This is a genomic window from Psychrobacter sp. L7 (assembly GCF_002810365.1).
Classification (GTDB): domain Bacteria; phylum Pseudomonadota; class Gammaproteobacteria; order Pseudomonadales; family Moraxellaceae; genus Psychrobacter; species Psychrobacter celer.
In genome coordinates, this window is sequence record NZ_NEXR01000004.1 from 219,461 (window position 1) to 243,790 (window position 24,330).

General features: G+C 47.6%; 21 protein-coding genes. 12 read left to right on the forward strand and 9 right to left on the reverse strand.

The window, feature by feature from the left end; translation table 11 throughout:
• Positions 1-113 precede the first annotated feature (113 nt).
• The 5 genes from grxD (at position 114) to CAP50_RS06870 (ending at position 4,933) form a co-directional block, all read left to right on the forward strand.
• Entirely contained in the window at positions 114-464 is a 351-nt protein-coding gene (gene grxD / locus CAP50_RS06850) for a Grx4 family monothiol glutaredoxin (protein WP_075102413.1), read from the forward strand.
• 183 nt (positions 465-647) lie between these two features.
• Positions 648-1,175, forward strand: a complete 528-nt coding sequence (locus CAP50_RS06855; protein WP_075102414.1) for a hypothetical protein — start codon at positions 648-650, stop codon at positions 1,173-1,175.
• A gap of 277 nt (positions 1,176-1,452) precedes the next feature.
• Positions 1,453-3,348, forward strand: coding sequence for a tRNA uridine-5-carboxymethylaminomethyl(34) synthesis enzyme MnmG (gene mnmG, locus CAP50_RS06860; protein ID WP_100749490.1), 1,896 nt, complete (start codon positions 1,453-1,455; stop codon positions 3,346-3,348).
• Between the two features lie 178 nt (positions 3,349-3,526).
• On the forward strand, positions 3,527-3,739 hold the full coding sequence (locus CAP50_RS06865; protein ID WP_241900682.1) for a ChaB family protein: 213 nt from the start codon (positions 3,527-3,529) through the stop codon (positions 3,737-3,739).
• A 234-nt stretch (positions 3,740-3,973) separates the two neighbouring features.
• Positions 3,974-4,933 (forward strand): AEC family transporter, encoded by a 960-nt coding sequence (locus tag CAP50_RS06870; protein ID WP_100749566.1) that lies wholly within the window; start codon positions 3,974-3,976, stop codon positions 4,931-4,933.
• A 123-nt stretch (positions 4,934-5,056) separates the two neighbouring features.
• On the opposite strand, the gene CAP50_RS12695 is transcribed toward CAP50_RS06870, so the two are convergent.
• The 3 genes from CAP50_RS12695 to CAP50_RS06880 form a co-directional block, all read right to left on the reverse strand.
• Positions 5,057-5,203 (reverse strand): hypothetical protein, encoded by a 147-nt coding sequence (locus tag CAP50_RS12695; protein WP_172953078.1) that lies wholly within the window; start codon positions 5,201-5,203, stop codon positions 5,057-5,059.
• A 48-nt stretch (positions 5,204-5,251) separates the two neighbouring features.
• Positions 5,252-6,253, reverse strand: coding sequence for an LLM class flavin-dependent oxidoreductase (locus CAP50_RS06875; RefSeq protein WP_100749492.1), 1,002 nt, complete (start codon positions 6,251-6,253; stop codon positions 5,252-5,254).
• A gap of 263 nt (positions 6,254-6,516) precedes the next feature.
• The gene (locus CAP50_RS06880; RefSeq protein ID WP_075102417.1) at positions 6,517-7,452 is read right to left on the reverse strand and encodes a LysR substrate-binding domain-containing protein; all 936 of its coding nucleotides are present in this window, start codon (positions 7,450-7,452) and stop codon (positions 6,517-6,519) included.
• A 509-nt stretch (positions 7,453-7,961) separates the two neighbouring features.
• Here CAP50_RS06880 and CAP50_RS06885 point away from each other — a divergent pair.
• From CAP50_RS06885 to CAP50_RS06900, 4 genes are all read left to right on the forward strand, one after another.
• Complete coding sequence (locus CAP50_RS06885; RefSeq protein WP_100749493.1) at positions 7,962-9,869, forward strand: AmpG family muropeptide MFS transporter; 1,908 nt, start codon at positions 7,962-7,964, stop codon at positions 9,867-9,869.
• Between the two features lie 76 nt (positions 9,870-9,945).
• Positions 9,946-10,827: a peptide chain release factor N(5)-glutamine methyltransferase gene (prmC, locus tag CAP50_RS06890; protein WP_100749494.1), complete on the forward strand. Its 882-nt coding sequence runs from the start codon at positions 9,946-9,948 to the stop codon at positions 10,825-10,827.
• Between the two features lie 47 nt (positions 10,828-10,874).
• Positions 10,875-11,678 (forward strand): HesA/MoeB/ThiF family protein, encoded by an 804-nt coding sequence (locus CAP50_RS06895; RefSeq protein ID WP_241900683.1) that lies wholly within the window; start codon positions 10,875-10,877, stop codon positions 11,676-11,678.
• 31 nt (positions 11,679-11,709) lie between these two features.
• Positions 11,710-13,029 (forward strand): ABC1 kinase family protein, encoded by a 1,320-nt coding sequence (locus tag CAP50_RS06900; RefSeq protein ID WP_100749495.1) that lies wholly within the window; start codon positions 11,710-11,712, stop codon positions 13,027-13,029.
• Positions 13,030-13,132: 103 nt separating this feature from the next.
• Here CAP50_RS06900 and CAP50_RS06905 read toward each other — a convergent pair whose 3' ends face one another.
• Positions 13,133-13,621, reverse strand: coding sequence for an Lrp/AsnC family transcriptional regulator (locus CAP50_RS06905; protein ID WP_100749496.1), 489 nt, complete (start codon positions 13,619-13,621; stop codon positions 13,133-13,135).
• Between the two features lie 218 nt (positions 13,622-13,839).
• On the opposite strand from CAP50_RS06905, the gene leuA reads away from it, so the two are divergent.
• Complete coding sequence (gene leuA / locus CAP50_RS06910) at positions 13,840-15,624, forward strand: 2-isopropylmalate synthase (protein ID WP_100749497.1); 1,785 nt, start codon at positions 13,840-13,842, stop codon at positions 15,622-15,624.
• A 214-nt stretch (positions 15,625-15,838) separates the two neighbouring features.
• Positions 15,839-16,462 (forward strand): hypothetical protein, encoded by a 624-nt coding sequence (locus CAP50_RS06915; RefSeq protein WP_075102424.1) that lies wholly within the window; start codon positions 15,839-15,841, stop codon positions 16,460-16,462.
• A 208-nt stretch (positions 16,463-16,670) separates the two neighbouring features.
• On the opposite strand, the gene accC is transcribed toward CAP50_RS06915, so the two are convergent.
• From accC to CAP50_RS06940, 5 genes are all read right to left on the reverse strand, one after another.
• Complete coding sequence (accC, locus tag CAP50_RS06920) at positions 16,671-18,032, reverse strand: acetyl-CoA carboxylase biotin carboxylase subunit (RefSeq protein WP_075102425.1); 1,362 nt, start codon at positions 18,030-18,032, stop codon at positions 16,671-16,673.
• Between the two features lie 192 nt (positions 18,033-18,224).
• Positions 18,225-18,653 (reverse strand): acetyl-CoA carboxylase biotin carboxyl carrier protein, encoded by a 429-nt coding sequence (gene accB, locus CAP50_RS06925; protein WP_075102426.1) that lies wholly within the window; start codon positions 18,651-18,653, stop codon positions 18,225-18,227.
• A gap of 248 nt (positions 18,654-18,901) precedes the next feature.
• Positions 18,902-20,269, reverse strand: coding sequence for an MATE family efflux transporter (locus CAP50_RS06930; RefSeq protein ID WP_100749568.1), 1,368 nt, complete (start codon positions 20,267-20,269; stop codon positions 18,902-18,904).
• A gap of 682 nt (positions 20,270-20,951) precedes the next feature.
• Entirely contained in the window at positions 20,952-21,992 is a 1,041-nt protein-coding gene (locus tag CAP50_RS06935; protein ID WP_100749498.1) for a hypothetical protein, read from the reverse strand.
• A 156-nt stretch (positions 21,993-22,148) separates the two neighbouring features.
• Positions 22,149-22,628: an EVE domain-containing protein gene (locus CAP50_RS06940; RefSeq protein WP_100749499.1), complete on the reverse strand. Its 480-nt coding sequence runs from the start codon at positions 22,626-22,628 to the stop codon at positions 22,149-22,151.
• Positions 22,629-22,934: 306 nt separating this feature from the next.
• On the opposite strand from CAP50_RS06940, the gene hemW reads away from it, so the two are divergent.
• Complete coding sequence (gene hemW, locus CAP50_RS06945; protein ID WP_172953086.1) at positions 22,935-24,185, forward strand: radical SAM family heme chaperone HemW; 1,251 nt, start codon at positions 22,935-22,937, stop codon at positions 24,183-24,185.
• The last annotated feature ends 145 nt before the right edge of the window (positions 24,186-24,330 follow it).

The window sequence follows — 24,330 nt, forward strand, 5'->3', positions numbered from 1 at the left end:
TTTATTTCTTTGTTTATCTATTTGTCTATCTATTTGTCTATCCAATGAATGATTGGCAATACCGTTACCCCACAAACCTTTTTAATAAACCGCTTTATCAATAGGAGCCTTTTATGAGTGAGCAAACCCCAAACACCGCTGCAAACGATGTCGAACAACTGATTCGTGATCAGATCCGTGACAACAAAGTCCTTATCTATATGAAAGGCACGCCACAATTTCCGCAGTGCGGCTTTTCTGCACGCTCGATCGAAGTCTTGACGCAAATCGGCCGTCCATTTGCCTTTGTGAATATCTTAGAAAACCCAGAGATTCGTGCGACCTTGCCTAAGATTGCCAATTGGCCTACGTTTCCGCAGTTATGGATCAATGGCGAGCTGATGGGCGGCTCAGATATTATTTTAGAGATGTATCAATCAGGTGAGCTTAAGCCATTGGTTGAAGCCAACAGTCCTGCAGCGTAATATCTGTATGAAGATGTGGCCGCTAAGGTCTCTATAACGGCGCAACATCTGTCCAAGACCCGAGTCTGCCTACGCACGGCTCGGGTTTTTTGTGGGCGTGATGCGGCATTTTGCATTGTTTTTAGCGGTTTTGGCCCCATATAGGGCTTAGGATAAATGCCATTTTAATAATAAGAGATACTTATGAATCATCCCGAAAAAAGCACCGCACCGCAAAATGAGCAAGCCGCTATTGAAAAGCGCCGCGAGCATTTAAAAGCTGAGTCGCAGCGTCTGATCGATATGGCGAATAATGAGCCACACTCGGCACTTAAGTGTATCCATCAGCTCAGTGTGGCAGGCGGCGCCACTGAAGCGACTTATATCGCTATTGAGCAGCGTATCGTGGCCGATCAAGACGCAGCAGGTGCTTATCACCTGGCCTTGTTGGCACAAAACACGCCTGATTTGCCCATCGATGCGCGCCAGCTGATTGAGTTGGTCGTCAATAAGGGTGACAATACGCAGCGTTTGGCCTTACTCAAAAATCTGCCGTTACCGCCTGTCGATCATATCAAAGAGACCATCTTGGCCAGCAACGATGGTGAGGCGATTGGACAAATGAACGCGTATTTGCAAATCAACCCAGAAGGCTATGGTAGTCACCATATGCTTGGTAGCAGTCAAAAAGATCGTATCGTGCCACTAAGCCCTGGCAATAGCATAGAATAATGGCATTTAGACGGCTTTATGAGTAAGTAAGCGGTAATTATTTGCTTTGGCTTCCTCAGTTATTTGCTATAAATAGTTTTTGTTTGAGCATTTTTTACACATCAAAAAATTGTTATAATAATGGGTCATCTATTCCCTGATCAGCGGCTTATCTGAGCCGTTGTCTCTTTTTATTTTTTCTTCGATTTTAATTCGACTGACGTTTGTGGGCTGGGCGTTTGCTACGTGACAAAAAAGTAGTGAGCGAGGGCCGCGTTATGAGTCAAGTGAGGCATACATGCAATACCCAAAACATTACGACGTGATAGTGATCGGTGGTGGTCATGCTGGCACAGAAGCTGCGCTGGCAGCCGCACGTATGGGCGCGCAGACCTTGCTACTCACCCATAATATTGAGACGCTCGGACAAATGAGCTGTAACCCCGCGATTGGCGGTATTGGCAAGTCGCACCTAGTACGTGAGATAGATGCGTTAGGTGGTGCGATGGCATTGGCAACCGACAAGGCGGGTATCCAGTTTCGGGTGTTAAATAGCCGTAAGGGTGCTGCTGTACGTGCCACGCGCGCACAAGCGGATCGTATCTTGTACAAAGCCGCCATTCGTCATACGCTTGAGAACCAGCCCAATCTTGATTTATTTCAACAAGCGGCCGATGATATCTTAGTAGAAAATGGCCGTGCGACAGCGGTGGTCACCTCGACAGGTATTGTTTTCAAGACAGAAACAGTCGTTCTGACGTCAGGGACGTTTTTGGGCGGTGTCATTCATATCGGACTTGAAAACGCAAAAGGTGGCCGCGCAGGAGACCAGCCTTCTATCAAGCTGGCTGACCGCTTGCGTGAGCTCAAACTGCCAGTCGGCCGCCTAAAGACAGGCACGCCTGCGCGTATCGATGCGCGTACGGTGGATTTTAGCGTTATGACGGTACAGCCGGGTGATACACCGCTGCCCGTAATGAGCTATATGGGGGATGTCTCTATGCATCCTGAGCAAGTCAATTGCTATATCACCCATACCAATGCGCGTACCCATGACATCATCCGTGAAAACCTTGATCGCTCGCCGATGTTTTCTGGCAAAATCGAAGGCGTCGGCCCGCGTTATTGCCCGTCTATCGAAGACAAAATCCATCGTTTTGCTGATAAAGACAGTCATCAAATCTTTATCGAGCCTGAAGGCCTGACCACGCATGAGTTGTATCCAAATGGCATCTCAACCAGCTTGCCCTTTGATGTGCAGTTAGACTTTATTCATAGTATGAAGGGGCTTGAGAATGCGCATATCACTCGTCCAGGGTATGCCATCGAATACGACTACTTCAATCCACAAAGCCTAAAACCCACGCTTGAGACCAAATCCATTGATCGATTGTACTTTGCAGGGCAAATCAACGGTACGACGGGTTATGAAGAAGCGGGCGTGCAGGGGCTGCTGGCTGGTACTAACGCGGCACTCGTCACCACCAATAATAGTGAGTTTGAGACGTGGACACCGCGCCGTGACGAGGCATATTTGGGCGTACTTGTCGATGATCTCATCACCCATGGTACCAAAGAGCCGTATCGTATGTTTACCAGCCGTGCTGAATATCGTTTGCTCCTGCGTGAGGACAATGCCGATCAGCGCTTGACCGAGACGGGCCGCAAGCTCGGTTTGGTTGATGACGCTCGCTGGCAAGCATATCAAGACAAAATGGAAGCCATCGCGACCGAATCTGCTCGTCTAAAAGACATGTGGGCCACGCCTGCCAATGCGCTCGGAAAAAAACTTACTGAGCAAACCGGTGAAGTCTTATCCAAAGAAGCCACGGCGTTTGACTTGCTAAAGCGTCCGCAGATTCACTTTGCAGATATTGCTGCGATGACTGACTCGCAAGTCGATGAGCAAGTCGGTGAGCAGATAGAGATTTCGGTCAAATACGCCGGCTATATCGACCGTCAATCCGAAGAGATTGAGCAAATGAAGCGTTTGGAAAGTACGACATTACCGATGGATTTTGATTATAGTGTGGTCTCAGGCTTATCAAATGAGATCGTACAAAAGCTATCGAAAGTACGGCCTGCGACGCTAGGTCAAGCTGGTCGCATCAGCGGCGTGACGCCGGCGGCGGTTCAGCTACTGGCCATGACGGTCAAAAAACAAAAGAAAGCACAGGCGACGCTTAACGTTTGATGATGACACAGATTTGTTATTCAATATAAGACGGCAAGAGGCTCGCCCTAATACCCATAATGATTCGTCATTATGGGTTTTTTGTTGCTAAAGGCTTGGCGGTTTTTGGCGACAGTAAAAATAGCAGGTAGAATACTGTATCGGCAATGAAGCCAATGAATGACAAAAAAGGAGTGCGATGATGCCTTACAATACCTTATCAGAGCTGCCAGCGGCAGTAAAAGACCATCTACCCAAACACGGACAAGAGATATTTCTTGCGGCATTTAATAGTGCAAGCGAGCAATACGACGACGAGTCACGCTGGTTTGCCACGGCATGGGCGGCGGTCGAAAACGTCTACGAAAAAAACTCGGACGGCAAATGGGTCAAAAAACCAGATCATAAATAACGCTTTTGGCCTGTAGCGAGAAGTAGTTACTGACACTCAGAAGTACGTAGCACACAGTATCTTGCCTGCCAGCTTTATGCGGGATTGACTACAGCCGCATTACGACAGACCAAACGTCAGCCGATTTTATGCTAGATTAGGCGTTTATCTGATTTTCTAGTCACCTTATCACCTGATATAGAGGCATGGCGGCAAGCGTGCTGCTGTGCGTCTATGGTGTTTTTTGAGTTTTTTATGATAGAAGCCATCATTTTTGCGATTACTATTGTCTTACCTAACTTAGCGCTGATGGGGTTGGGGTTTTTTATGCAAAGACGCGGTGAGGCCAGTCAGGTTTTTATCGATCAGGCCTCAAGCTTTGTGTTTAATTACTGCCTGCCGTGCTTGCTTTTTTTTAGTGTTGTCGACAGTGAAGTGGACTATGCTAAGCAAATCACGCTGATCGTGGCAGGTATTATCGTGACCTTTATTTTGTTTGTCGGTGCAGAGCTCTATGCCAAGCGTTTCGTCAGTCGGCCTATCGATCAAGGGGTCTTTGTCCAAGGTGTCTTTCGTAGCAATATGGCAATCATTGGCTTGGCGACCGTGGCAAACGCCTATGGCGAGCGCGGCCTGAGTATCGGTGCTGTTTATATGGGCGTAGTGACTATATTGTTTAATATCCTCGCTGTCATTACGCTCAGCCGTGTGTCGAAAAACATAGACGATACGTGGGTGAGCCGCAGTGTGATGATCAGCAAAAAACTGTTTACCAACCCACTGATACTTGCTTTACTGGCGGCGTTTACCTACAAGGCGCTGATGCTACCACCGCTGACGGGGGTGATTCATAAGACAGGCGATTTGTTGGCGGCTGTGGCGCTACCACTGGCGCTGATATGTGCTGGCGCGAGTATTGATTTAAAATCGATGCTGCATCCATCGGGCTTGTCCATGCAGGCCAGTATCGGCCGTATCGTGATAGCACCTATCGTTGCTATCGCCGTTGGACTGAGCTTTGGGCTGTCGGGGATGCATATGGGCGTGCTGTTTTTGATGGTGGCGTCACCAACCGCCGCCGCCAGCTACGTGATGGCAAAAGCCATGGGCGGCAATGATGTGCTCGCGGCCAATATTTTAGCCTTTACGACAGTGGTGGGGATGTTTGGTATGGCGATTGGGGCGGCGATGCTGCGTATATTGGCTTTGATCTGATATAGACGGTCTGAATGAGGCGCGTGCGCTATTTGAGGCAGTCCATACACACCGTCTATATCAATGCCATCGTCAAGTATTGAAATTAACAAATGTGAACAATGGCATACTGCAGGCATAGGCCTACTCGTCTTTTGCACGCTTATTATCGCGGCGCTGCTTGCGTTTGGGGCTGGTACGATACGTCAGATAACCGCCAACGACCAGCACAGCAATAAATGCTGCAATGTATAAAAATATCGATGAACCAATAAAAGCAGAGGGTTCCATAAATATGATCTCATAGTGGTTTATTAATAATTATGCAAGCGCCCTATCTTATTGTAAAGTAAACAAATTTAGCTCAGGTGTAAGTTCAAGTGAACGCAAACGCGCTGCTTGATCATAGACGTTGGCCGTGACGATTAGCTCATCTGGCTTATATTGTGCCAAAAACTGAGCAAGCTTTGGTTTGACTGTCTCAACCGAACCGATAAACGATACTGACAGCGCATTATCCACCATCATTTTTTCAGCCGCACTCCAGATACTATCCATATCATGAGTGGGTTTGGGCATTTGTCCCGTTTCGCCCCGGCGCAAACGTACAAAGCTCTGCTGCGCTGAGGTAAAGTGGTACTGTGCGGTCGCATCATCATCAGCGAGTAGCAAATTGGCGGCCAGCATCACATACGGCTTTTGTAAATATGCTGAAGGTGTAAACTGCTCGCGGTAGGTATTAATCGCTTGCGCTAGCATCTGCGGGGCAAAATGCGAGGCAAACACATACGGCAAGCCTAAGTGCGCCGCTAATGTCGCGCCAAACAGCGATGAGCCTAAGATCCAAATGGGCACATTAGACTTGGCTCCAGGGAACGCCTGTACAGGGCTGTTGTCCGTATCGTTGCCCAAAAAATACTGCAGCTCTTGTACATCCTGCGGAAAGCGCTCAGCATCTTTCATCTGCCGGCGCAGCGCCTGAAATGTCGCGCCATCAGTACCAGGAGCGCGGCCCAAGCCGAGATCAATTCGATCGCCATAAAGCGCTTGTAAGGTGCCAAACTGTTCGGCGATGACCAGCGGGGCGTGGTTGGGCAGCATCACACCGCCTGCACCGATACGGATACGGCTGGTCTGGCTACCAATATGTGAGAGTAGCACCGAGGTGGCGGCACTGGCGATACCTGGCATGTTGTGGTGCTCTGCCATCCAGTAGCGGTTGAGGCCGACTTTTTCTGCTTGCTGAGCGGTTGCCACGGTTTGGGCGATACCGTCAGCGATGGTTTTACCTTCGGGTACGGGGGCGAGATCCAAAAACGATAAAGGGATGGTATTACTCATAAGTCACCTAATATTTGTGACCGCCTTTAAGCGGTATGATTATATTTATAGTTGACTGTATTAGGGCACATCTGCAATTTAAAAGTGGCAATAACAAATCTCAAAATTTTTTAATATGCTCGTTGAGCTGATAAAAATACAGAGCACCGCTATATATCAATAGCGGTGCCCTGTATGGAGGGGCGGTGCCTTGTATAAAGGTTTTTTGTCTTGTTATATCTCGGCTAGGGGAATAGCGGGTATAGGCGCTTTTTTAGCAGCTGCTATAGCGATTGACTAAACTGCTGCTGACAGAGCGTCATAAAGGCGCGGCCATATTGGCGAATCTCAGCATCATCGCGTACAGCCATCCAACTGGTAAACCGTCCAAAATGATCGACGGGGATGGCGGTTAGGTTTTGATAGTGACTGGGCTCAAACGCCATCTCGGCGATGATCCCAATGCCCAGCCCTAGACCCACGTAAGTGCTAATCACGTCGGCATCGAGCGCGGCCAAAACGATATCAGGCTCAAGACCAGCATTGTTAAAGGTCTTGTCGATAGCGCCGCGACCGGTAAAGCCGCCATGGTAAGTCACAATCGGATAGCTGGCCAGCGTCGGCAGATCAATGGACTCTAAGCCTGCAAGCTCATGATCGCTTGGTACGATGACGCGGTGTGTCCAGTCATAATAACGATAACAGCGTAGGTAGTTATTATGGAGCAATGACTCCGTTGCAATACCAATATCGGCCTGCCCACGAATGACCATCTGTGCGATGGTCTCAGGATCCGCTTGCTGCAAGATCAAGTTGACTTTTGGAAATCGCTCTTTGAACTCTTTGACCACTTTTGGCAGTACGTATCTGGCCTGCGTGTGCGTGGTGGCAATTGTCAAAGTACCGATATTTGGATTATTAAAATCCAGACTTAGGTTTTCGATGGTGCGGATTTCAGCAAAGATAGACTCAATATGCGGCATCAGCGCCGTACCCATTGCCGTCAGCCCAGTCAGACGTTTGCCTTGACGGATAAACACTTCGGTCTTGAGCTGGTTTTCGAGCGCGGCAATATGTTTGGATAAGCTCGATTGACTGGTGTGTAGTACGGTCGCAGCCTGGCTTAAGTTATAGCCATTAATCACCGTGTGCCACACCGTCTCCAACTGTTTGAGCTGAATTTGTAGATGTCGCTGATTGACCACTACGTCGATTGCCATAACTAAATCCTATTATATAAATACACAGACCCTGCCTGTATATAAAATGCTTGTATATAAAAATGAAAACGTACGAATACGGCCTAGTGTAAAACAAAGTTATTATTCTTGTATATAATAAATAGCTATCAAATTATGATAATTATGAATATAGGCTGTAAACATAGGTTGTGAATATAGAAAGTTTCGTCACATTCAGCTTTATTAGCTGTCATACCATATTTGCGATAAAGAACTGTTTAAAGAAGCAAGATACAGCGTTGAATAAGAAATATGATTAACAATAAAGTAAGGTAGAAGCGGTAAAGGGATACAGTGATTGATAAAGGGACAACATAAAGCCTCAATATTAGATTTACTTGCCAGCCCATACAAAAATATCTAGTCAAGGTCAGCGTTCTCAAGTACCATAATTCAATTTTGTTATTATGACTATCGTCATACAAGCCCAATGCGCGTGTGGTGCTGTATGATGGTGTGTTATCTGTCCTAAGTGCTGGTGAGTTATTATGTCTGCTGTCAAATCTGTGCCACCCAATCAACCGAGTGCAAAAAAATCATGGGGCGAGGCCGCCAAGGCTTATTTGGACTCGCGTGTCATTGTGATGCTGTTTTTGGGGTTTTCAGCCGGTATTCCTATCTTGCTGATATTTTCTAGTCTGTCGTTATGGCTAAGAGAAGCGGGTATAGATCGCAGCGTGGTGACGATGTTTAGCTGGGCGGCACTTGGTTACTCGTTTAAGTTTATTTGGGCGCCTTTGATTGATGCGCTGCCGGTGCCTTTTTTGACCAAGTGGCTGGGACGGCGTCGCAGCTGGATGGTGGTGTCGCAGCTGCTTATCGTATTGGCGATCTTTTTGATGGCGACCGTCAACCCTGTCAGTGAAGATGTGCTGATTTATATGGCAGGTGCGGCGGTATTGCTGGGTTTTTCGTCAGCCACCCAAGATATCGTCATTGATGCCTATCGTATTGAGCTGGCACCGCCGTCTATGCAGTCGATTTTGTCTTCTATTTATGTGTCAGGCTACCGTATCGGTATGATTGTCGCTGGGGCAGGTGCGCTATATTTGGCGGACTATTTTGGCTCGACGGAGGCTTTTTATAGTTATGAAGCATGGCGCAATACCTATTATATTATGGCAGGGGTTATGACATTAGGTATCTTGACGACGTTTGCCAGCTATGAGCCGACCGCTGAGATATTGCAAAGCAACAAACAACATCGCAATTTAAAGGTTTTTTTGATTTATTCAGCGTTGCTGCTCATACCAGGGCTGTTGTTTGGTGTGGTTTATTTACTCAATATGCTGATTAACTTGGCGCTCGATACTCCTGTGGCATTGATACCGCAGGTCGCTCTGCCCAGTATCAAGTTTTACTTTTTGGCATTGGTTGCTTGTGCGCCCCTGCTGCTGCTGTACTTTATTATCAATCAGCCAAAAATCATCAATAAAGCACCGCTGGTGGCCGAGACGCGTGAAGACTATGTCAGACTTGTATTATTGTTTGTCTTTGCTGTCATGGCATTTATCGCCGCCTATGTATTGACAGGGCAGCTCTTGCCGGCGTTTGACGGGGTGTTTGTCAGCTTTGTTAGTGAGACGCTGCATTTATTGATGAGCTTGGCGGTCGCTTTAGTAGCAGGCTTTGCGCTGGTGCAGGCGGGGCTAGTCAACAAACAAATCGCCATGGCGACATGGATTGAGCCGATTGTTGATTTTTTTAAACGCTATGGTATGAAAGCGCTTTTGCTACTGGCGCTGATCGGTCTATATCGTATCTCTGATATCGTCGCTGGGGTCATATCCAATGTGTTTTACCAAGACATGGGCTTTAGCAAAACCGACATCGCCAATGCGGTAAAACTGGTTGGGGTGATTATGGCCATCGCTGGTGGCTTTTTGGGTGGACTGTTAGCGCAGCGATTTCGTATCATGCATGCCATGATGATTGGTGCCATCTTGGCATGTGCGACCAATTTATTGTTTGTGGTTTTGACTTATAATCCAGGCAGCTTGCCTATCATGTATATGGCGGTGATATTTGATAATTTGGCGGCAGGGCTGGCCAGTGCTGTGTTTATCGCTTTTTTGTCTGCTTTGACGTCCATACGTTTTACGGCTGTGCAGTATGCGATTTTTTCCTCATTGATGACCTTGATTCCTAAGGTAATGGGCGGCTATTCTGGCTCTATCGTCGATAGCATGGGTTATCCATTTTTCTTTATTTTTACCTTTGCCATCGGTATTCCAATTTTGGCGCTGATTTATTTTGTCGATAAACACATCGTCATCGGTGATAATGATGATATTTATGATAATGACGATGATGATAATGGTGCGGGCGTGCCTTCATTGACCAAGGCAAACCCTAACTTGACTGACACCAAAGCGCCGCCTCGTGCATCAGAGTAGTGGTCATTTATATCGTTAGGGCTCTGTAGTTAATGTCGGCGTTTGAGAGTATATATGAAAAATATAAGCGGTAGTCATGTCTAGTATTAAACATCTAAAACAGTACATTCGCCAGCTATCGGATGAGGCTGACAATAGCCGTTTGCCTTCGTTTTGGTTTACAGATTGGCTGCTGGCGGTCATTGATAAACCGTCCTTATTTTTGATCACTGACGAAGAGTATCAGCTGACAGAAAGTGAGCTTGCGCAGTTTTATGCAGGTATCGACAAACTGCAGGCTGGTACCCCATTGGCATATCTGACCGGTCAACAAGCGTTTTGGTCGCTTAGCTTTACTGTCAATGAGCATACCCTCATTCCTCGGCCCGACACCGAGGTATTGGTCGAGCAAGTACTACAATGGATACAATCGCAGCCGATAAATGACGAGCATCCTACACCAAAACGTCTTTTGGATTTAGGCACTGGCTCAGGCTGTATCGCGATCAGCTTGGCGCATGAGCTAAATCACCACTTGCGATATGCTCATTGGCATACTGTTGCGCTCGATGTCTCGCCTGAAGCGCTAGAGGTTGCTAAGTATAATGCGCTGATCAATGAAGTGGGGGATATTGATTTTATCCAGAGCAGTTGGTATGAGTCGCTGCCGACCGACATGATTTTTGATGTGATTGTCTCAAACCCGCCTTATATCGATGAGGAAGATGCGCACTTGGCACATTTGAGAGCCGAGCCAATGAGCGCTCTTAGTGCGCCCAATCATGGTCTGGCTGATATCGAGCATATCACGCAGCTGGCACCTAAATATCTGCGTGCAGGCGGGCTACTGGCGCTAGAGCACGGATTTGATCAAGGTGAGGCGGTGCGTCAGATACTCTCGTCCCATGGCTTTGGCGCGGTACAGACGGTGCAAGACTATGGCGGAAACGATCGGGTGACGCTGGGGCATCTGGCATAAAGGGCTTTTGAGATATTTTTTCTAACAAATCGTGGTGAAAGAGTGTGATGAAAGATATGACGCAGGCGACAGAGGTACAGCCGCTATCAGATAGCGAGCTGATGCGTTATGCGCGGCAGATACTGCTAGAGGGCTGGGATGTCGATGCTCAGTTACGTTTAAAATCAGCGCGCGTCGTTATGATAGGAGCCGGTGGCCTTGGGTGTCCAGCTTCTGAAACGCTGGTACGGGCGGGGCTTGGACAAATCCATTTGATCGATGATGATGTGATTGAGGCCAGCAATCTGCAGCGGCAGACGCTGTTTTTGCCTAGTGACATCGGCAAAGCCAAAGCCCTGACAGCCGCGCAGATGTTAGAAAAAATCAATCCGTTGATAATGGCGCGTGGGTCAGTGGCAAGGCTGAGCGAAGACAATGCCTATGAGCTACTGGGCATGGCATCTGGCAAGCCTGATTTATTATTGGACTGTACGGACAATTTTGCTACCCGCGATATGATCAATCGTATCAGTGTGCGCTATCAGCTTCCGTTATTGTCTGCCTCAGCGATCGCCATGCAAGGGCAGCTGGCCTTGTATGAGCCGCATCGGCAGATGGGCTGCTATCATTGTGTCTTTGGCTCGGTGCTCATCGATGCAGAGGCAGATGAGCGAAACTGTGCCAACTCGGGTGTGCTGGCAAGTACGACCGCGATTATGGGCAACCTACAAGCCAATGCGGCGCTGCAATATCTAGGATTAACCAAAAATCCACTGACAAATAAGCTACTGATATGGGATGGTAGCCAGATGCAGCAACGGCTGATGGGCTATCGTCCAGACCCAGCGTGCCCTGTCTGCGCCCATGCCTAAACTCAATCGATCGTGGTATAAGTTATTTTTTATGAAAATTCATCGTCCGCATTTATTAAAACACACCTTCAATGTCGTCAATCGGGTTCGTCAAACTGCAAGTGTGGCAGGTCTCTCGGCGCTCAGAGTCGCCAAAGGTGAAAAGCCAGACGCGAGGCTATTAAAAGAAACCTTTGAGCAGCTTGGTACCACTTATATCAAGATAGGCCAGTTTATTGCTAGCACGCCGTCGTTGTTTCCGCGTGAGTATGTCAAAGCGTTTCAGAGCTGCTTGGATCAAACCACGCCATTGTCGTACACCTATATCGAGCAGGTATTAAATGAAGAGCTGGCAACGGATGGCATGACGCTTGAGGATAAGTTTGCGCATATCGACCCGACACCGCTGGCGTCGGCGTCTATCGCCCAAGTGCATGCTGCGCGCCTACATAATGGTGATGAGGTGGTGCTCAAGGTACAAAAACCTGGTGTCGAAACCATCATGCAGACGGATTTGGGCGTATTGTATGGGGTTACCAAGCTGCTTGAGCTGCTGATGCCATCGATGAAATTTGCCAGTATTGCACCGATCATCGATGAGATTCGGTTGCGTATGCTGGCCGAGACGGATTTTATCGCTGAAGCGCAAAACATTCGAGATTTTCAGCAGTTTTTAGCGGTATCTGGCAATACTCGCGTGGTCGCGCCCAAAGTATATGAGGCGCTGACCACCAAGCGCGTGTTGACCATGAGCCGATTGTATGGGGTGTCAATGGTCGATGAAGCGCTGATGCGTCAGTACTGTGCTGATCCTGCACAGGTGATGGCGGATACCTTAAACACTTGGTTTGCCAGTTTGATGCTGTGCAATAGCTTCCATGCAGATTTGCATGCGGGTAATTTGATGCTGCTGACCGATGGACGCATTGGCTTTTTAGACTTTGGCATCGTGGGTAGGCTCAAAGCTGAGAGCTGGCGCGCTTGTATGGGAATGATGCAGGCCATGCAAGACAGTGACTATCAAGCGATGGCACGTCATATGGTCGATATGGAAATGACGCACGAGAGCCATCAGGTGGATGTCGCCGCGTTGGGCGATGACTTGCAGCGCATGATGCAGACCATCATGGCAGAGGACAAAGCTTTTACCAGCGGTGTGCCATTTAATAGTAAAGAGCAAGCTGACGAGCTCAACCAGATGATGCTAGAGATCGTGGAAGTTGGCAAACGTCATGGTATTCACTTCCCGCGGGACTTTGCCTTATTGACCAAGCAGATGCTGTATTTTGATCGTTTTATGCGTACGCTTGCGCCCGATATGGACATGTTTAGCGATCAGCGGGTACAGATGCTGGGCCAGACGGTGAGCTAAAATCACAAATGATTGTACCTGTTGTATCTATTGCACCTATTATACCTAGGGCGTGTCCTTGGTTAGAGCCAAGTCGCCAGCGCGGCACGCCCTAATATAGCCGTCAAACCACATTGCGGCTAAACACTTCTCGCAGCTCAAAACTTGTATGTACTTGGGCGACGCCCTCGATACGATTGAGGCGATGCAATAAAAACTCCTCATAATGCGCCATATCGCGTACCCGTACCTTAATCAGATAGTCCTCTGTACGACCGGTGACGATACTACAGCTCACCACTTCATCAAAGCTTTGAATTTTTGACTCAAATATCTCAAAACGCTCGGCAGTATGACGATCCATGCTGATGGCGATAAAGACGGCAAGCGGGTAGCCGAGCTTTTGCGCGTCTGTTTGTGTGTGGTAGCCGGTGATGATGCCAGTGTCTTCTAAGCGCTTGATGCGGCGCGCGCATGGCGTCGCCGAGAGATTGACCTGCTCTGCCAGCTCCGTGATACTCATGCGCGCTTGCGTCTGCAGCAAGCGTAATAGTGCTCTGTCGGTCTCGTCAATCTCTACAGAAAACCCTTTATCAATATAGCTGTTTGACATAAATATCCATCTTATTAGTGAAATGTACTAATTATAGTGATAAATGCGGAGTTTTTCACCAAAATAGCACCAAATAAGACAAAAGAAAGCTGATTTTCGGCTGACAAACTTTGATATTATGATGGCATAAAGAGTGGTTATCTCGTATGATAAACATAAATCCAATCATCAACCATCCTGTAAAACCCGTAACCCTTGATACCATCTAAGGATTGATTATGTCTGACCAAGCCACACGCACGGCGACAAGTACAGCTGCCAAAATCACCCCAAAAAATACTGCTTTTGATTATAAAAAGTATCGTCCATTTGCGTTTGCTCCTGCGCTGCCAGATCGCACATGGCCGAGCAAAACAATCGACAAAGCACCAATCTGGGCAAGCGTGGATCTGCGTGATGGTAACCAAGCACTGATTGATCCGATGACCATCGAGCAAAAAATGCGCTTTTTTAAGACTTTGGTTGCCGTCGGTTTTAAAGAGATCGAAATCGGCTTTCCATCGGCCGCGCAGGTTGAGTTTGATTTTGCCCGCAAACTTATCGAAGAAAACCATGTGCCTGATGATGTCACCTTACAAGTATTGGTACAGGCGCGTGAGCATTTGATCGCTCGTACCTTTGAGTCGTTGAAGGGCGCTAAGCGGGCGATTGTCCACGTTTATAACTCAACGAGCCGTGTCCAACGCGAAAAAGTCTATGGTAAAGACAAAGCCGAGATCAAAGAGATAGCAATCGCTGGGGCCAATCTATTGGTAGATTATGCAGCCAAATATCCTGAAACCGAATGGGTCTTTCAGTATTCTCCTGAGAGCTTTAGCCAGACAGAGACTGAATATGCGGTGGAAGTCTGCGATGCTGTCTGTGAGGTATGGCAACCCCAAAATGGGCAGGAAGTGATTTTAAACTTACCCGCCACGGTTGAGGCCTCTATGCCCAATGTCTTTGCCGATCAGGTTGAGTATTTTTGCCGTCATCTCACCCACAGAGAGCATGTGACGGTCAGTTTGCATACGCACAATGATCGCGGCTGCGCGGTGGCAGCCGCAGAGCTTGGCGTCTTGGCGGGTGCCGATCGTATCGAGGGCACGTTGCTCGGAAATGGCGAGCGCACAGGCAACATGGATGTCATGGTCATGGCTATGAACTTATTTAGCCAAGGTGTCGATCCTGAGCTTGATTTTAGCAACATGAGCGAAATTGTACAGGTGGTGAGCGAGTGTAATAACTTGCCACTGCATCCGCGTCATCCGTATGTCGGTGAGCTGGTGTTTACCGCCTTTAGTGGCTCGCACCAAGACGCCATCAAAAAATCGCTCGATTATAATGAAAAACATCAAGACGAGACGGACGATATCTGGGATGTGGCCTATCTGCCAATTGATCCTGCGCATATTGGTCGTAGCTACCAAGATGTCGTCCGTATCAACAGCCAATCGGGCAAAGGCGGCGTCGCTTATATCTTGCAGCGTAACTACGGCTTTAATCTGCCGCGCTGGATGCAGATTGACTTTAGCGGTGTGGTACAAAAACAAGCCGAACGCGTGGCGCGCGAATTGCAAAACGACGAAATCTTGCAAACCTTTGAAGACACCTATCTACAGCAAGGCAGCTTTGAGTTATTAGACTATAGTGTCAATAATAAAGGCGGCGAGGTCTACTTTAATGGTCAAGTGCAGATGAATGGCGATATCATCGACATCGATGGTACTGGTAATGGGCCGTTGTCGTCCTTTATCAATGGTTTGGCCCAACATACAGGAAAGTCATTGCACATCATCAATTATGCTGAGCATGCAATCAACCCGCAGCATAATAGTGGTCACGGCATCGATGATGATACCAATCGAGACAACAAAACCAACGCCAAAGCCGCCGCTTACATTCAGTTAAATGTCGATGGTGAGGTGTACTCTGGTATCGGTACGTGCAGCAGTACGGTATCGGCGATGCTAAAAGGTGCGCTATCGGCCTTTGCTCAGGCAGTCGGTGCGGTCGCCGCCTAAATCTGACAGTGGGTGATACAGCCCTACTATTGGTTATTATAACGCCATAGCGTTTTGCATCATGCAAGCGGCGCTATGGCGTTGTTTTGTGTGAGGTACAGACAGCACTGGTAGCGTTACGACTAATAGCATAAAGTTACTTGTGTTTTTGGTGTCTAAGACTTACGCTAATGTATATAGCACCTACTATAAAACAATAAATCAAAGGTTAATTATGGAACCTATATCATTTGCTTCATTTACTTTGGCCTCTATTTTGGCCTCGTTGCCTGCCAATGGTGAAGTCGTGACCAAACCGACCATCACGACCCATATCAGTCCTGCTATCGCGGGGCAGTGGGAGATAGATTTGGACAGTAGCATCACGATGACCAAAGACGCGCAGGCGCGGCAAGCGGCCCGAAAAGAGAGACTGGCGTCAGCGAATAGCGAGCCGAAGATTAAGGAGGGTGCCGCAGCAGGCGGGATACTCACACAAAGTGAGGAGCGCATCCTACAGACTGAGCCAAATACCGATCAAAACTTACTCGCCTCAACCGCGAAGTCTAATCAATGCCGTGAGTTGTATAACTTTGGTGCGGATAATGAGATGTGGGCGGTAAGTGGTAAGGAGTGGACGTACGGACGTTACTTGGTGACACACCGCGAGGAAGGGCTGCCTATTATCGCCCTCAAGACTGTTTATGACAATAACGAAGTAGACTGCTCAGGCAATCAAATTGATCAGACCGATGAGGCACTCATAGCGTTTTTGTACCATGATGGCAACCAAATGCAGTGGTGTGCAGATCCTGAGGGTAACGAATGCTTTATGAATTTTCATAGAATCCTGCCATAAGCTCTCATAAAGGCTGATATGGTTAAATCCCTAAAAATTGATACCGTTGCTGCTAGAAGGGGTTTGCGCAGTATCGAGCGACGTAGACACAGCAAGCCAATAAAATTTATATCAGTAGCCTTGCCTTTATCTGTATATGTCTTATTTGGTCAAAAAAACCGCCAATCGTTGATTGGCGGTTTTTTATTGAGTCATACAGCAAGCCAAATTATGAGTCGGCTTTGGCATTGTTGGGCGTTAAAAGCTCTCTTTCTAGGTAGTGAATGTTTTGGGCTTCATGGACAAAATTGTCATCCGCCAAAATCACATCGCGATGCAGCGGTATATTGGTTTTGATGCCTTCAATGACGAGCTCATCAAGCGCATGCAGGGTCTTGGACACCGCTTGTTGGCGCGTTTGACCATGGCAAATCAGCTTGCCAATGAGCGAGTCATAATAGGTCGGTATTTCATAGCCAGGGTAGAGGTGTGAATCAAAACGCACGCCTGCACCGCTTGGTGTAAACAGCTGAGAGATGGTGCCTGGGCAGGGGACAAAAGTAGCAGCGTCCTCGGCATTGATACGGCACTCAATCGCATGACCTTGTACTTCGATCTCGCTTTGACGATAAGACAGGCCATAACCGGCTGCGATTTTGAGCTGTTCGACGACCACATCGATACCGGTGATCATCTCAGTCACAGGGTGCTCTACTTGCACGCGCGTGTTCATCTCGATAAAGAAAAACTCGTTGTTTTCGAACAAAAACTCAAAGGTGCCCGCGCCGCGATATTTGACCAGCTCGCAGGCTTTTACGCAGGCTTTTAAGATAGGCTCGCGCACATCGTCTGGGATATCAGGGGCAGGGGCTTCTTCTAGTACTTTTTGGTGACGGCGCTGTAGTGAGCAATCACGGTCATAGAGGTGAATGGCGTTACCATTACCATCTCCTAACACTTGTATCTCAACGTGGCGCGGGTTTTGTAGATAGCGCTCCATATAGACGGTGTCATCACCGAACCACAGTTCCGCTTCTTGTTTGGCGGCTTGTACTTGTCCAATCAGCTCATCAAAACGCTCGACCACGCGCATGCCGCGACCACCACCACCAGAGGCAGCTTTGATCAAAAGCGGAAAGCCGATATTGCGGGCTTGCTCTTCGGCATTGTGCAAGGTGACTGCGCCCACAGAGCCTGGGACGGTTGGCACGCCTGCTTTTTTCATGGCATTAATCGCCGAGACTTTGTTGCCCATTAAGCGGATATGATCGGCATTGGGACCGACGAAGGTCAATCCTGCTTCTTCTACTTGTTCGGCAAATTCAGCATTTTCAGATAAAAAACCGTAGCCTGGATGGATGGCGTCAGCCCCCGTTATTTCTGCCGCCGTCAAGATCGTATTGATATCGAGGTAGCTTTGGTTGGCATTGGGTTTGCCGATACAGATAGCTTCGTCAACAAAGCGCAGATGCATAAGATTGGCATCTGCGGTGGAGTAGACGCCGACGGTTTCGATACCTAACGCCTTACAGGCTCGAACGATACGTAGGGCGATTTCACCTCTATTGGCAATGAGCAGTTTTTTTATCATGGGGTCATCCTTTTTGACGCGGCAGACATTGATTGAGCCTTGATGGGGAGCCTCGGCATTTGATAGCCGTATTCGGCATCGGTAGGTAGTGACAGCTTACAACAACGTGAAACGGTATAAAGTGCCAAAATGAGGTGCCGAAATAAAGTGCTAAAGACTCAATCAGTATGAAGTAAAGTGAGGCAAATATCGTTACGCTTTATAGCGTATGACAGGTTGACCAAACTGCACAACTTCAGAGTTATCTACCAAAATCTCGTCAATGACACCGCTTTGGGTGGCCTCAAGAGGGTTCATGATTTTCATCGCTTCGATAATACCAAGCGTGTCGCCCGCTTGTACTTTTTGGCCGACCTTAACAAACGGCGGATCATTGGGGCTTGGGGCAGAATAAAAAACGCCAACCATTGGCGATGTCTCAACGCTACCTGCCTTTGCTGCTGGTTTTGTGTCTGCAGCCACTGGTGCTGCGCCAGCAGTAGGAGCGGCCATCATGGTCGGTACAGGGGCATCATAGTGACGAGTGAGACTGATGTGTTCGTCATCAGAGCTGATTTCTAGATTGACCAGTTCACTTTCTTCCATGAGGGCGATGAGGGTGCGTATTTTTTCAATATCCATAGTTTTTATCTTGCCTTGTACTAAATTCGAGAAATAGTGTAACTAAATATTGTTTGATTGCTAATGATACCTAGATTCAGGCCAATGAGCAATCAATGTACAGTTGTTAACTGAGAATTTTTACATATTTTGACGTAATCTAGCTGTTTTAGTAAGAAACCCACTACGATTTATCATTATCGATGTGGTTTTTGAGCCATGCTGCTTGTACATCGTACTGCGTCCGGTCGTACATTTGTATGATAGCCCTAACCCCAAAGCGCCGTTAGACGTCTTTGTTGATAACGCAAGCGCAGCGTCAACAAGATAGAGGATAAAAACAGCCCCGTAATCAGTGCCATCCAAAACCCTTGAGCGCCGACATCGGTAAAACGTACCAAATAAATCCCCAGCGGCAATGCCACCACCCAATAACAAAATAACGTCACCCACATCGGTACAGTGGTGTCCTGCATACCGCGCAGTATCCCCGCGACATTGACCTGCCAGCCGTCAAACAGCTGATAACCAAGAGCAAATACCAGCAAATGCATAGACTGAGCGATGACCGCAGGGTTGTCTGTAAAGGCTGCTGCCAGCTGTGGTCGAAATAGCCAAATCCCTAGCATACATGTGAGGGCAATGAGTATCGTCCAGGTCAGCCCCGTTGCCTGTACTTGCCGCAGTGCCAGCAGTTTTTTTTCGCCAAAACGATTGGATATCATGATGGTCAGTGCCATCGCGACCGATATCGGTATCATAAACAGCTGAGAGGTCACCGCCAGTGCGACTTGATGCGATGCGGTCGCCAGCTCGCCGAGCGGACTGATGACAAGCGCGCCCAAACTAAAGAGGCTCGCCTCAAAAAAGATAGAAACACCAATGGGAATGCCCAGTTTTAGCAGTTTTTTGATTTGCTGACGGTTAGGACTAGCGAAACCATAAAAAAAGCGGGTACTGGCAAATTGTTGCCGTTTGGTAAAGCTGGTATAGGTAGCAAGCAGTAGCACGTTTATCCATAGTACCAAAGCTGTAGCCACACCGCAGCCTGCACCGCCCATCTCAGGCATCCCAAACAAACCATGAATGAAGATATAGTTAAGTGGGATGTCCGCTAACAGACCAATGATGCTGATAATGGTTACCGGCTCAGGCCGACCCAATGCTTCGCAGTAGCTGCGAAGGACAGCATAAACGGCCAGCGCAGGAAACCCAAACGATACACCATGTAGGTACTGTGTCGCTATCGGTTGGATGTTTGCTGGTACGCCCATGATACCAAGGATATTGGGTGCCAAATTCACAATAATGAAGCCAACAATACCGATAACCCCAGCAGTCCACAAAGACTGCTGGGTGATATGAGGTACTTTACTGTGTTCGTTTTGTCCGATGGCCTCACCGATCAGAGGCGTGGTGGCAATCAAGATGCCAGTGGCCAATAAAAACAGCGGCAGCCAGATACCAGAGCCGACAGCCACGGCCGCCAAATCAAGCGCTGAGACCTGACCTGCCATGATGGCATCTACCACACCCAGCGCCGCCTGACAAAACTGGGTAATCAAAATAGGAAGTGCCAGCACGCCTAAGCGTAAGCTGTAGCTTCTAAAATCTCTAAAGGATAATGGGAAAACCATAGTGAGCAACTTTTTATTCTTGACGATAATGATCGTTGAGGCGTCAAACGCGCCATCAACAAATGAATAGGGAAACAGCCACACCATTTTCAAAGCGTTCAATCATAAAAACTAAAGCCAGCAAGTATCGTACGGCGATTGGCGTGCTGCTCTAAGAAGCGTACTGGCAGACTGCCATCAGCTATATGTTGCACTCTTTGAAAATGGTATAAGATGATGATGCCGATAATTTATATGAACAAGCGCATATAGACTAGGGCGTGTCTTCAATTCACTCGATAGTTATCTAAATGGGCTAAAAATGGCCAAATTTTGCCAAACATCGTCAAATAGCGGGTTTATATCTCAATATTAACGGCGCTATTTTCCTTGTTTGGCCGCAATTTATCTCATTTTTATCACCATTTTTGAAATAAAGACATGCCCTCAGGATAAAATAAAAGTCTAGGCACCAAAATAAAAATAACCCGTCAATTCACTAGGGGAATTGACAGGTCATCATCAGATAAGATGGTAAAGAAGCCGCCCCTCGATGTCAACGTTTTAACGCGTCATATATGACTGTAAAAACACCACCAGAGCGTAGTCGCCCATGATTCAAAAGTTATAGACTATAAATCATAGGTTACGAGACATAGATCACAAAGCTTGAGCCAAGAGAGAAAGGCTGTGCTGCGCTTATCTATAATGATTCAGGCAAGTCTTGCACCACCGCTTGATAGCCGATCAGATCGTTTGCCGCGTCAAAGGCTTGTACAACGATAGCGTAGTTGGTCGAGCTAGCTGGTATAAGTGGAGAAAATGCCGTCTCACCAGCGGTCAATACCAGATTTTGTACATAGCCGTTCGCGCCAGTCTCTGCTTTGTTGATATCGATTTGGCTGACCAGTATATATCGTGTGTTTCGCGGGTTTTGCCATGTCACGACTTTTTGACTACCATTGCCGCTGATATCTACCTTCAGCTCACCTAGGCGGTAATCAAGTGGGTAGGTCTTAAAGTTAGAGCGGTCGCTGATGGTATAAGTGACATTGCAGTTTTTTTCGCTACTGGTTAGGGTTTGTCCGCCCAGACCGTCCTGATACTCAAAGCTGCCTTGCCACGGGGTACCCGTTTGTTTTTTCTCAAAGCTACCTGCAAAGGTGGTAAATAGGTTCGGTGTCTCAATGCCCAGGTCATTGACATACTTCACATCCAAAAACGCTAGCGTATCGAGGCTGCCGGTCACTTTGCCTGCGATATAGTTGTCTACTTTGATTGCAGAGTTGATGCCCAGTGTGTTGTTTTCTTGACAAGCTTGTTGCTGGTAGCTAAAACTACCATCGACGCTGCCTACACCGTCTTTGCTGATGTCAAAATAGACAGCGCCGATATCGATATCACTATCATCGCCGTCCTCAATTTCAACGAAGTGTCCAACATACAAGCCACCGAGGCCGCCCTCTGGGGTGAGCTTGTCTAAGAAGTTGTCTAGCGACTCTTCTGGCAAAAACACGGACTCCAAAATCTCAGCCATGCTTTTTTCGTCATCGCTCAGTTTGTTTTCTACCTCTTTATACTCTTCTTTGACTTTGTCTTCTATGCGATCATATTCGTCTTTTACCTGATCCTCAATACGATCATATTCCTCTTTGACTTTGTCACCATCACTGCCGCAGGCGCTGAGGGTCAGACTAGCCATGCTTAACGTTAATGCTGATAATAATAATTTGGGTGCGCTCATAAATGCGTCCTGATGATGAGTTGGCAGTGACTTAGCCATAAAAAAAGAAGGTATTGCGACATTTGTAATATAGCAGAATTTAAATAGCAAACGCACAGATAAATGTGCATAGATGCTAGCAGGTTTCTTACCCAGTCGTTACACAGTCAACCGAGGTCAATCGGACAGTAACATTGATGTTTCGGCCATGTCTAAAATAGCGTACCAGTGTTTGGGCGTCAAAGGAATCACCGTCAGCTGCTCACAGCCTTTTTTGAGTAATAATGAGTCCTCTAGCGCAGGCAGGAATTTAAGCGCTGATAAAGGCAAAACGTCGGTGAAGGCTTGCTCAAAAGTGACGTCTACCATATACCAGCGCGGCTGATCTTCAGTGGCAATGGGGTCATAGTGACGATGCTCAGGATGGAATTGGCTGGGGTCAGGGTAGCCCGCCTTACTGATGGTCATGATACCGGCAACTCCAGAAGGTTTGGCGCTGGAGTGATAAAAAAACACCTTGTCACCGACTTGCATATCATCGCGCATAAAGTTTCGTGCACGGTAATTGCGTACGCCATCCCAGTGCTCCGTACCTAGGCGCTGTAAATCATTGATGCCGAAAAAGGTAGGGTTGGATTTCATGAGCCAATAGGCCATCGTATTCTCCTTTTGTTATTATTGAGTGGTTGCTTTTGATCATTACGCGCTCAATATATAGTCGCTATACAGTATTTATGCCAATATCTGCTCCTGTAAATGGCTGTCAGTATGATTTTATCATCCAGCGCTTTTCTTTATGCTGTCTAATCGTTATCCTAGTGCTGCTTTTTGCTCATCATCGCCGCACGTTATTTTTCGCATTGTTGGTTATTTATTCTTGAATAGCTTTTTTTAATAGATACCTTTGTTATGTCAAACACCCAAGCAGTTAATTTATCTAATGATAGCCGCGACCATAAGACGATGTCTAATGCAGGTAGGCTGAAGGTGGGCGAGATCCCATTGGCGCTCTACATTCATATTCCGTGGTGCGTAAAAAAATGCCCTTATTGTGATTTTAATTCACACGAGCTGCCAGTGGATACGCAGCTGTCTATGTATGATGAGTATGTCGATGCGCTGTTAGCCGATGCGCTGATGCAGCAGCCGCTGTCCCAAGGGCGAGAGGTCAGTTCGATTTTTATCGGCGGTGGTACACCGTCGCTATTACCGATCGCTCACTATCAGCGACTGTTTACAGGGCTAAAAGACATCTTTTGTTTTGCTGATGATATCGAAGTGACAATGGAAGCCAACCCAGGGACGCTCGAGCATGCGCCCTTTGCTCAGTATCTAGACGTGGGTATCAATCGCTTGTCTATCGGTGTGCAAAGCTTTGCCGCTGATAAGCTGACAACACTTGGGCGTATCCATGATCCTGCGCAGGCGCTGTCTGCGATCCGTGCAGCCAGGCTGGCTGGGTTTGAGCGGGTCAATGTGGATTTGATGCATGGGTTGCCGCAGCAGACTTATCAAGAAGCATTGGCCGATATTCAGATGGCGCATGAGGCGGGGGCGACACATCTGTCTTGGTATCAGCTGACGATTGAGCCAAATACGGTGTTTTATCGTAGCCAGCCTGTATTGCCAAACGAGGACAATCTGGCCGATATTGAAGAGGCGGGTCAGGCGCTATTGCAGCAGCTGGGCTACACCAATTATGAAGTATCTGCTTGGGCAGGCTCGTATGATAAGTCATGCCGACACAATGTGAACTATTGGCAGTTTGGTGATTACTTAGCGATTGGCGCGGGTGCTCATGGCAAAGTCACTATTGCAAGTGATGCCCTAGATCATGCAGCATTTGACACAAACAACGAGTTACGTGCGCAGTCTGGTATTTATCGTTTTAGTAAATCACGTTTGCCAAAAGACTATATGGATTATCACCGTGTCAGTACAGATGATACTATCTTGAAGGCCCCAAAGATGGTCGGCTGGCAGGCCATTGCACCTGATGAGCTGATCAGTGAGTTTATGCTCAATGCCTTAAGGTTACACGGCGGGGTGGCGTGGTCATTGTTTAGCGCTCGGACAGGGCTTGGTTATGCTGAGATTGCCGCGCAGGTTCAGGGTTTGGTGGCGCAAGGATTGCTGATAGATAGCACAGAGCGGCTACAGCCAACCCGTTTAGGCCAGCGTTATCTCAATCAGATATTGCGAGCGTTTTTATAAAATGATATTTATAAAATGACAGGTTGTGCAATCTATTGAACTAAAAAATAGGGAGATATCAACAAGATATAACGCATGAAAAGTACAGGATCAAAAAAAGGCTTATCAAATCAATGATAAGCCCTTCGAAAATCTAAAAACCAAT

What these genes read in the sequence shown, in the direction of transcription:
- grxD (WP_075102413.1), top strand. Translation starts at nt 114, where the DNA reads ATGAGTGAGCAAACCCCAAACACCGCTGCAAACGATGTCGAACAACTG.
- CAP50_RS06855 (WP_075102414.1), top strand. Translation starts at nt 648, where the DNA reads ATGAATCATCCCGAAAAAAGCACCGCACCGCAAAATGAGCAAGCCGCT.
- mnmG (WP_100749490.1), top strand. Translation starts at nt 1,453, where the DNA reads ATGCAATACCCAAAACATTACGACGTGATAGTGATCGGTGGTGGTCAT.
- CAP50_RS06865 (WP_241900682.1), top strand. Translation starts at nt 3,527, where the DNA reads ATGATGCCTTACAATACCTTATCAGAGCTGCCAGCGGCAGTAAAAGAC.
- CAP50_RS06870 (WP_100749566.1), top strand. Translation starts at nt 3,974, where the DNA reads ATGATAGAAGCCATCATTTTTGCGATTACTATTGTCTTACCTAACTTA.
- CAP50_RS12695 (WP_172953078.1), bottom strand. Translation starts at nt 5,203, where the DNA reads ATGGAACCCTCTGCTTTTATTGGTTCATCGATATTTTTATACATTGCA.
- CAP50_RS06875 (WP_100749492.1), bottom strand. Translation starts at nt 6,253, where the DNA reads ATGAGTAATACCATCCCTTTATCGTTTTTGGATCTCGCCCCCGTACCC.
- CAP50_RS06880 (WP_075102417.1), bottom strand. Translation starts at nt 7,452, where the DNA reads ATGGCAATCGACGTAGTGGTCAATCAGCGACATCTACAAATTCAGCTC.
- CAP50_RS06885 (WP_100749493.1), top strand. Translation starts at nt 7,962, where the DNA reads ATGTCTGCTGTCAAATCTGTGCCACCCAATCAACCGAGTGCAAAAAAA.
- prmC (WP_100749494.1), top strand. Translation starts at nt 9,946, where the DNA reads ATGTCTAGTATTAAACATCTAAAACAGTACATTCGCCAGCTATCGGAT.
- CAP50_RS06895 (WP_241900683.1), top strand. Translation starts at nt 10,875, where the DNA reads ATGAAAGATATGACGCAGGCGACAGAGGTACAGCCGCTATCAGATAGC.
- CAP50_RS06900 (WP_100749495.1), top strand. Translation starts at nt 11,710, where the DNA reads ATGAAAATTCATCGTCCGCATTTATTAAAACACACCTTCAATGTCGTC.
- CAP50_RS06905 (WP_100749496.1), bottom strand. Translation starts at nt 13,621, where the DNA reads ATGTCAAACAGCTATATTGATAAAGGGTTTTCTGTAGAGATTGACGAG.
- leuA (WP_100749497.1), top strand. Translation starts at nt 13,840, where the DNA reads ATGTCTGACCAAGCCACACGCACGGCGACAAGTACAGCTGCCAAAATC.
- CAP50_RS06915 (WP_075102424.1), top strand. Translation starts at nt 15,839, where the DNA reads ATGGAACCTATATCATTTGCTTCATTTACTTTGGCCTCTATTTTGGCC.
- accC (WP_075102425.1), bottom strand. Translation starts at nt 18,032, where the DNA reads ATGATAAAAAAACTGCTCATTGCCAATAGAGGTGAAATCGCCCTACGT.
- accB (WP_075102426.1), bottom strand. Translation starts at nt 18,653, where the DNA reads ATGGATATTGAAAAAATACGCACCCTCATCGCCCTCATGGAAGAAAGT.
- CAP50_RS06930 (WP_100749568.1), bottom strand. Translation starts at nt 20,269, where the DNA reads ATGGTTTTCCCATTATCCTTTAGAGATTTTAGAAGCTACAGCTTACGC.
- CAP50_RS06935 (WP_100749498.1), bottom strand. Translation starts at nt 21,992, where the DNA reads ATGAGCGCACCCAAATTATTATTATCAGCATTAACGTTAAGCATGGCT.
- CAP50_RS06940 (WP_100749499.1), bottom strand. Translation starts at nt 22,628, where the DNA reads ATGGCCTATTGGCTCATGAAATCCAACCCTACCTTTTTCGGCATCAAT.
- hemW (WP_172953086.1), top strand. Translation starts at nt 22,935, where the DNA reads ATGTCTAATGCAGGTAGGCTGAAGGTGGGCGAGATCCCATTGGCGCTC.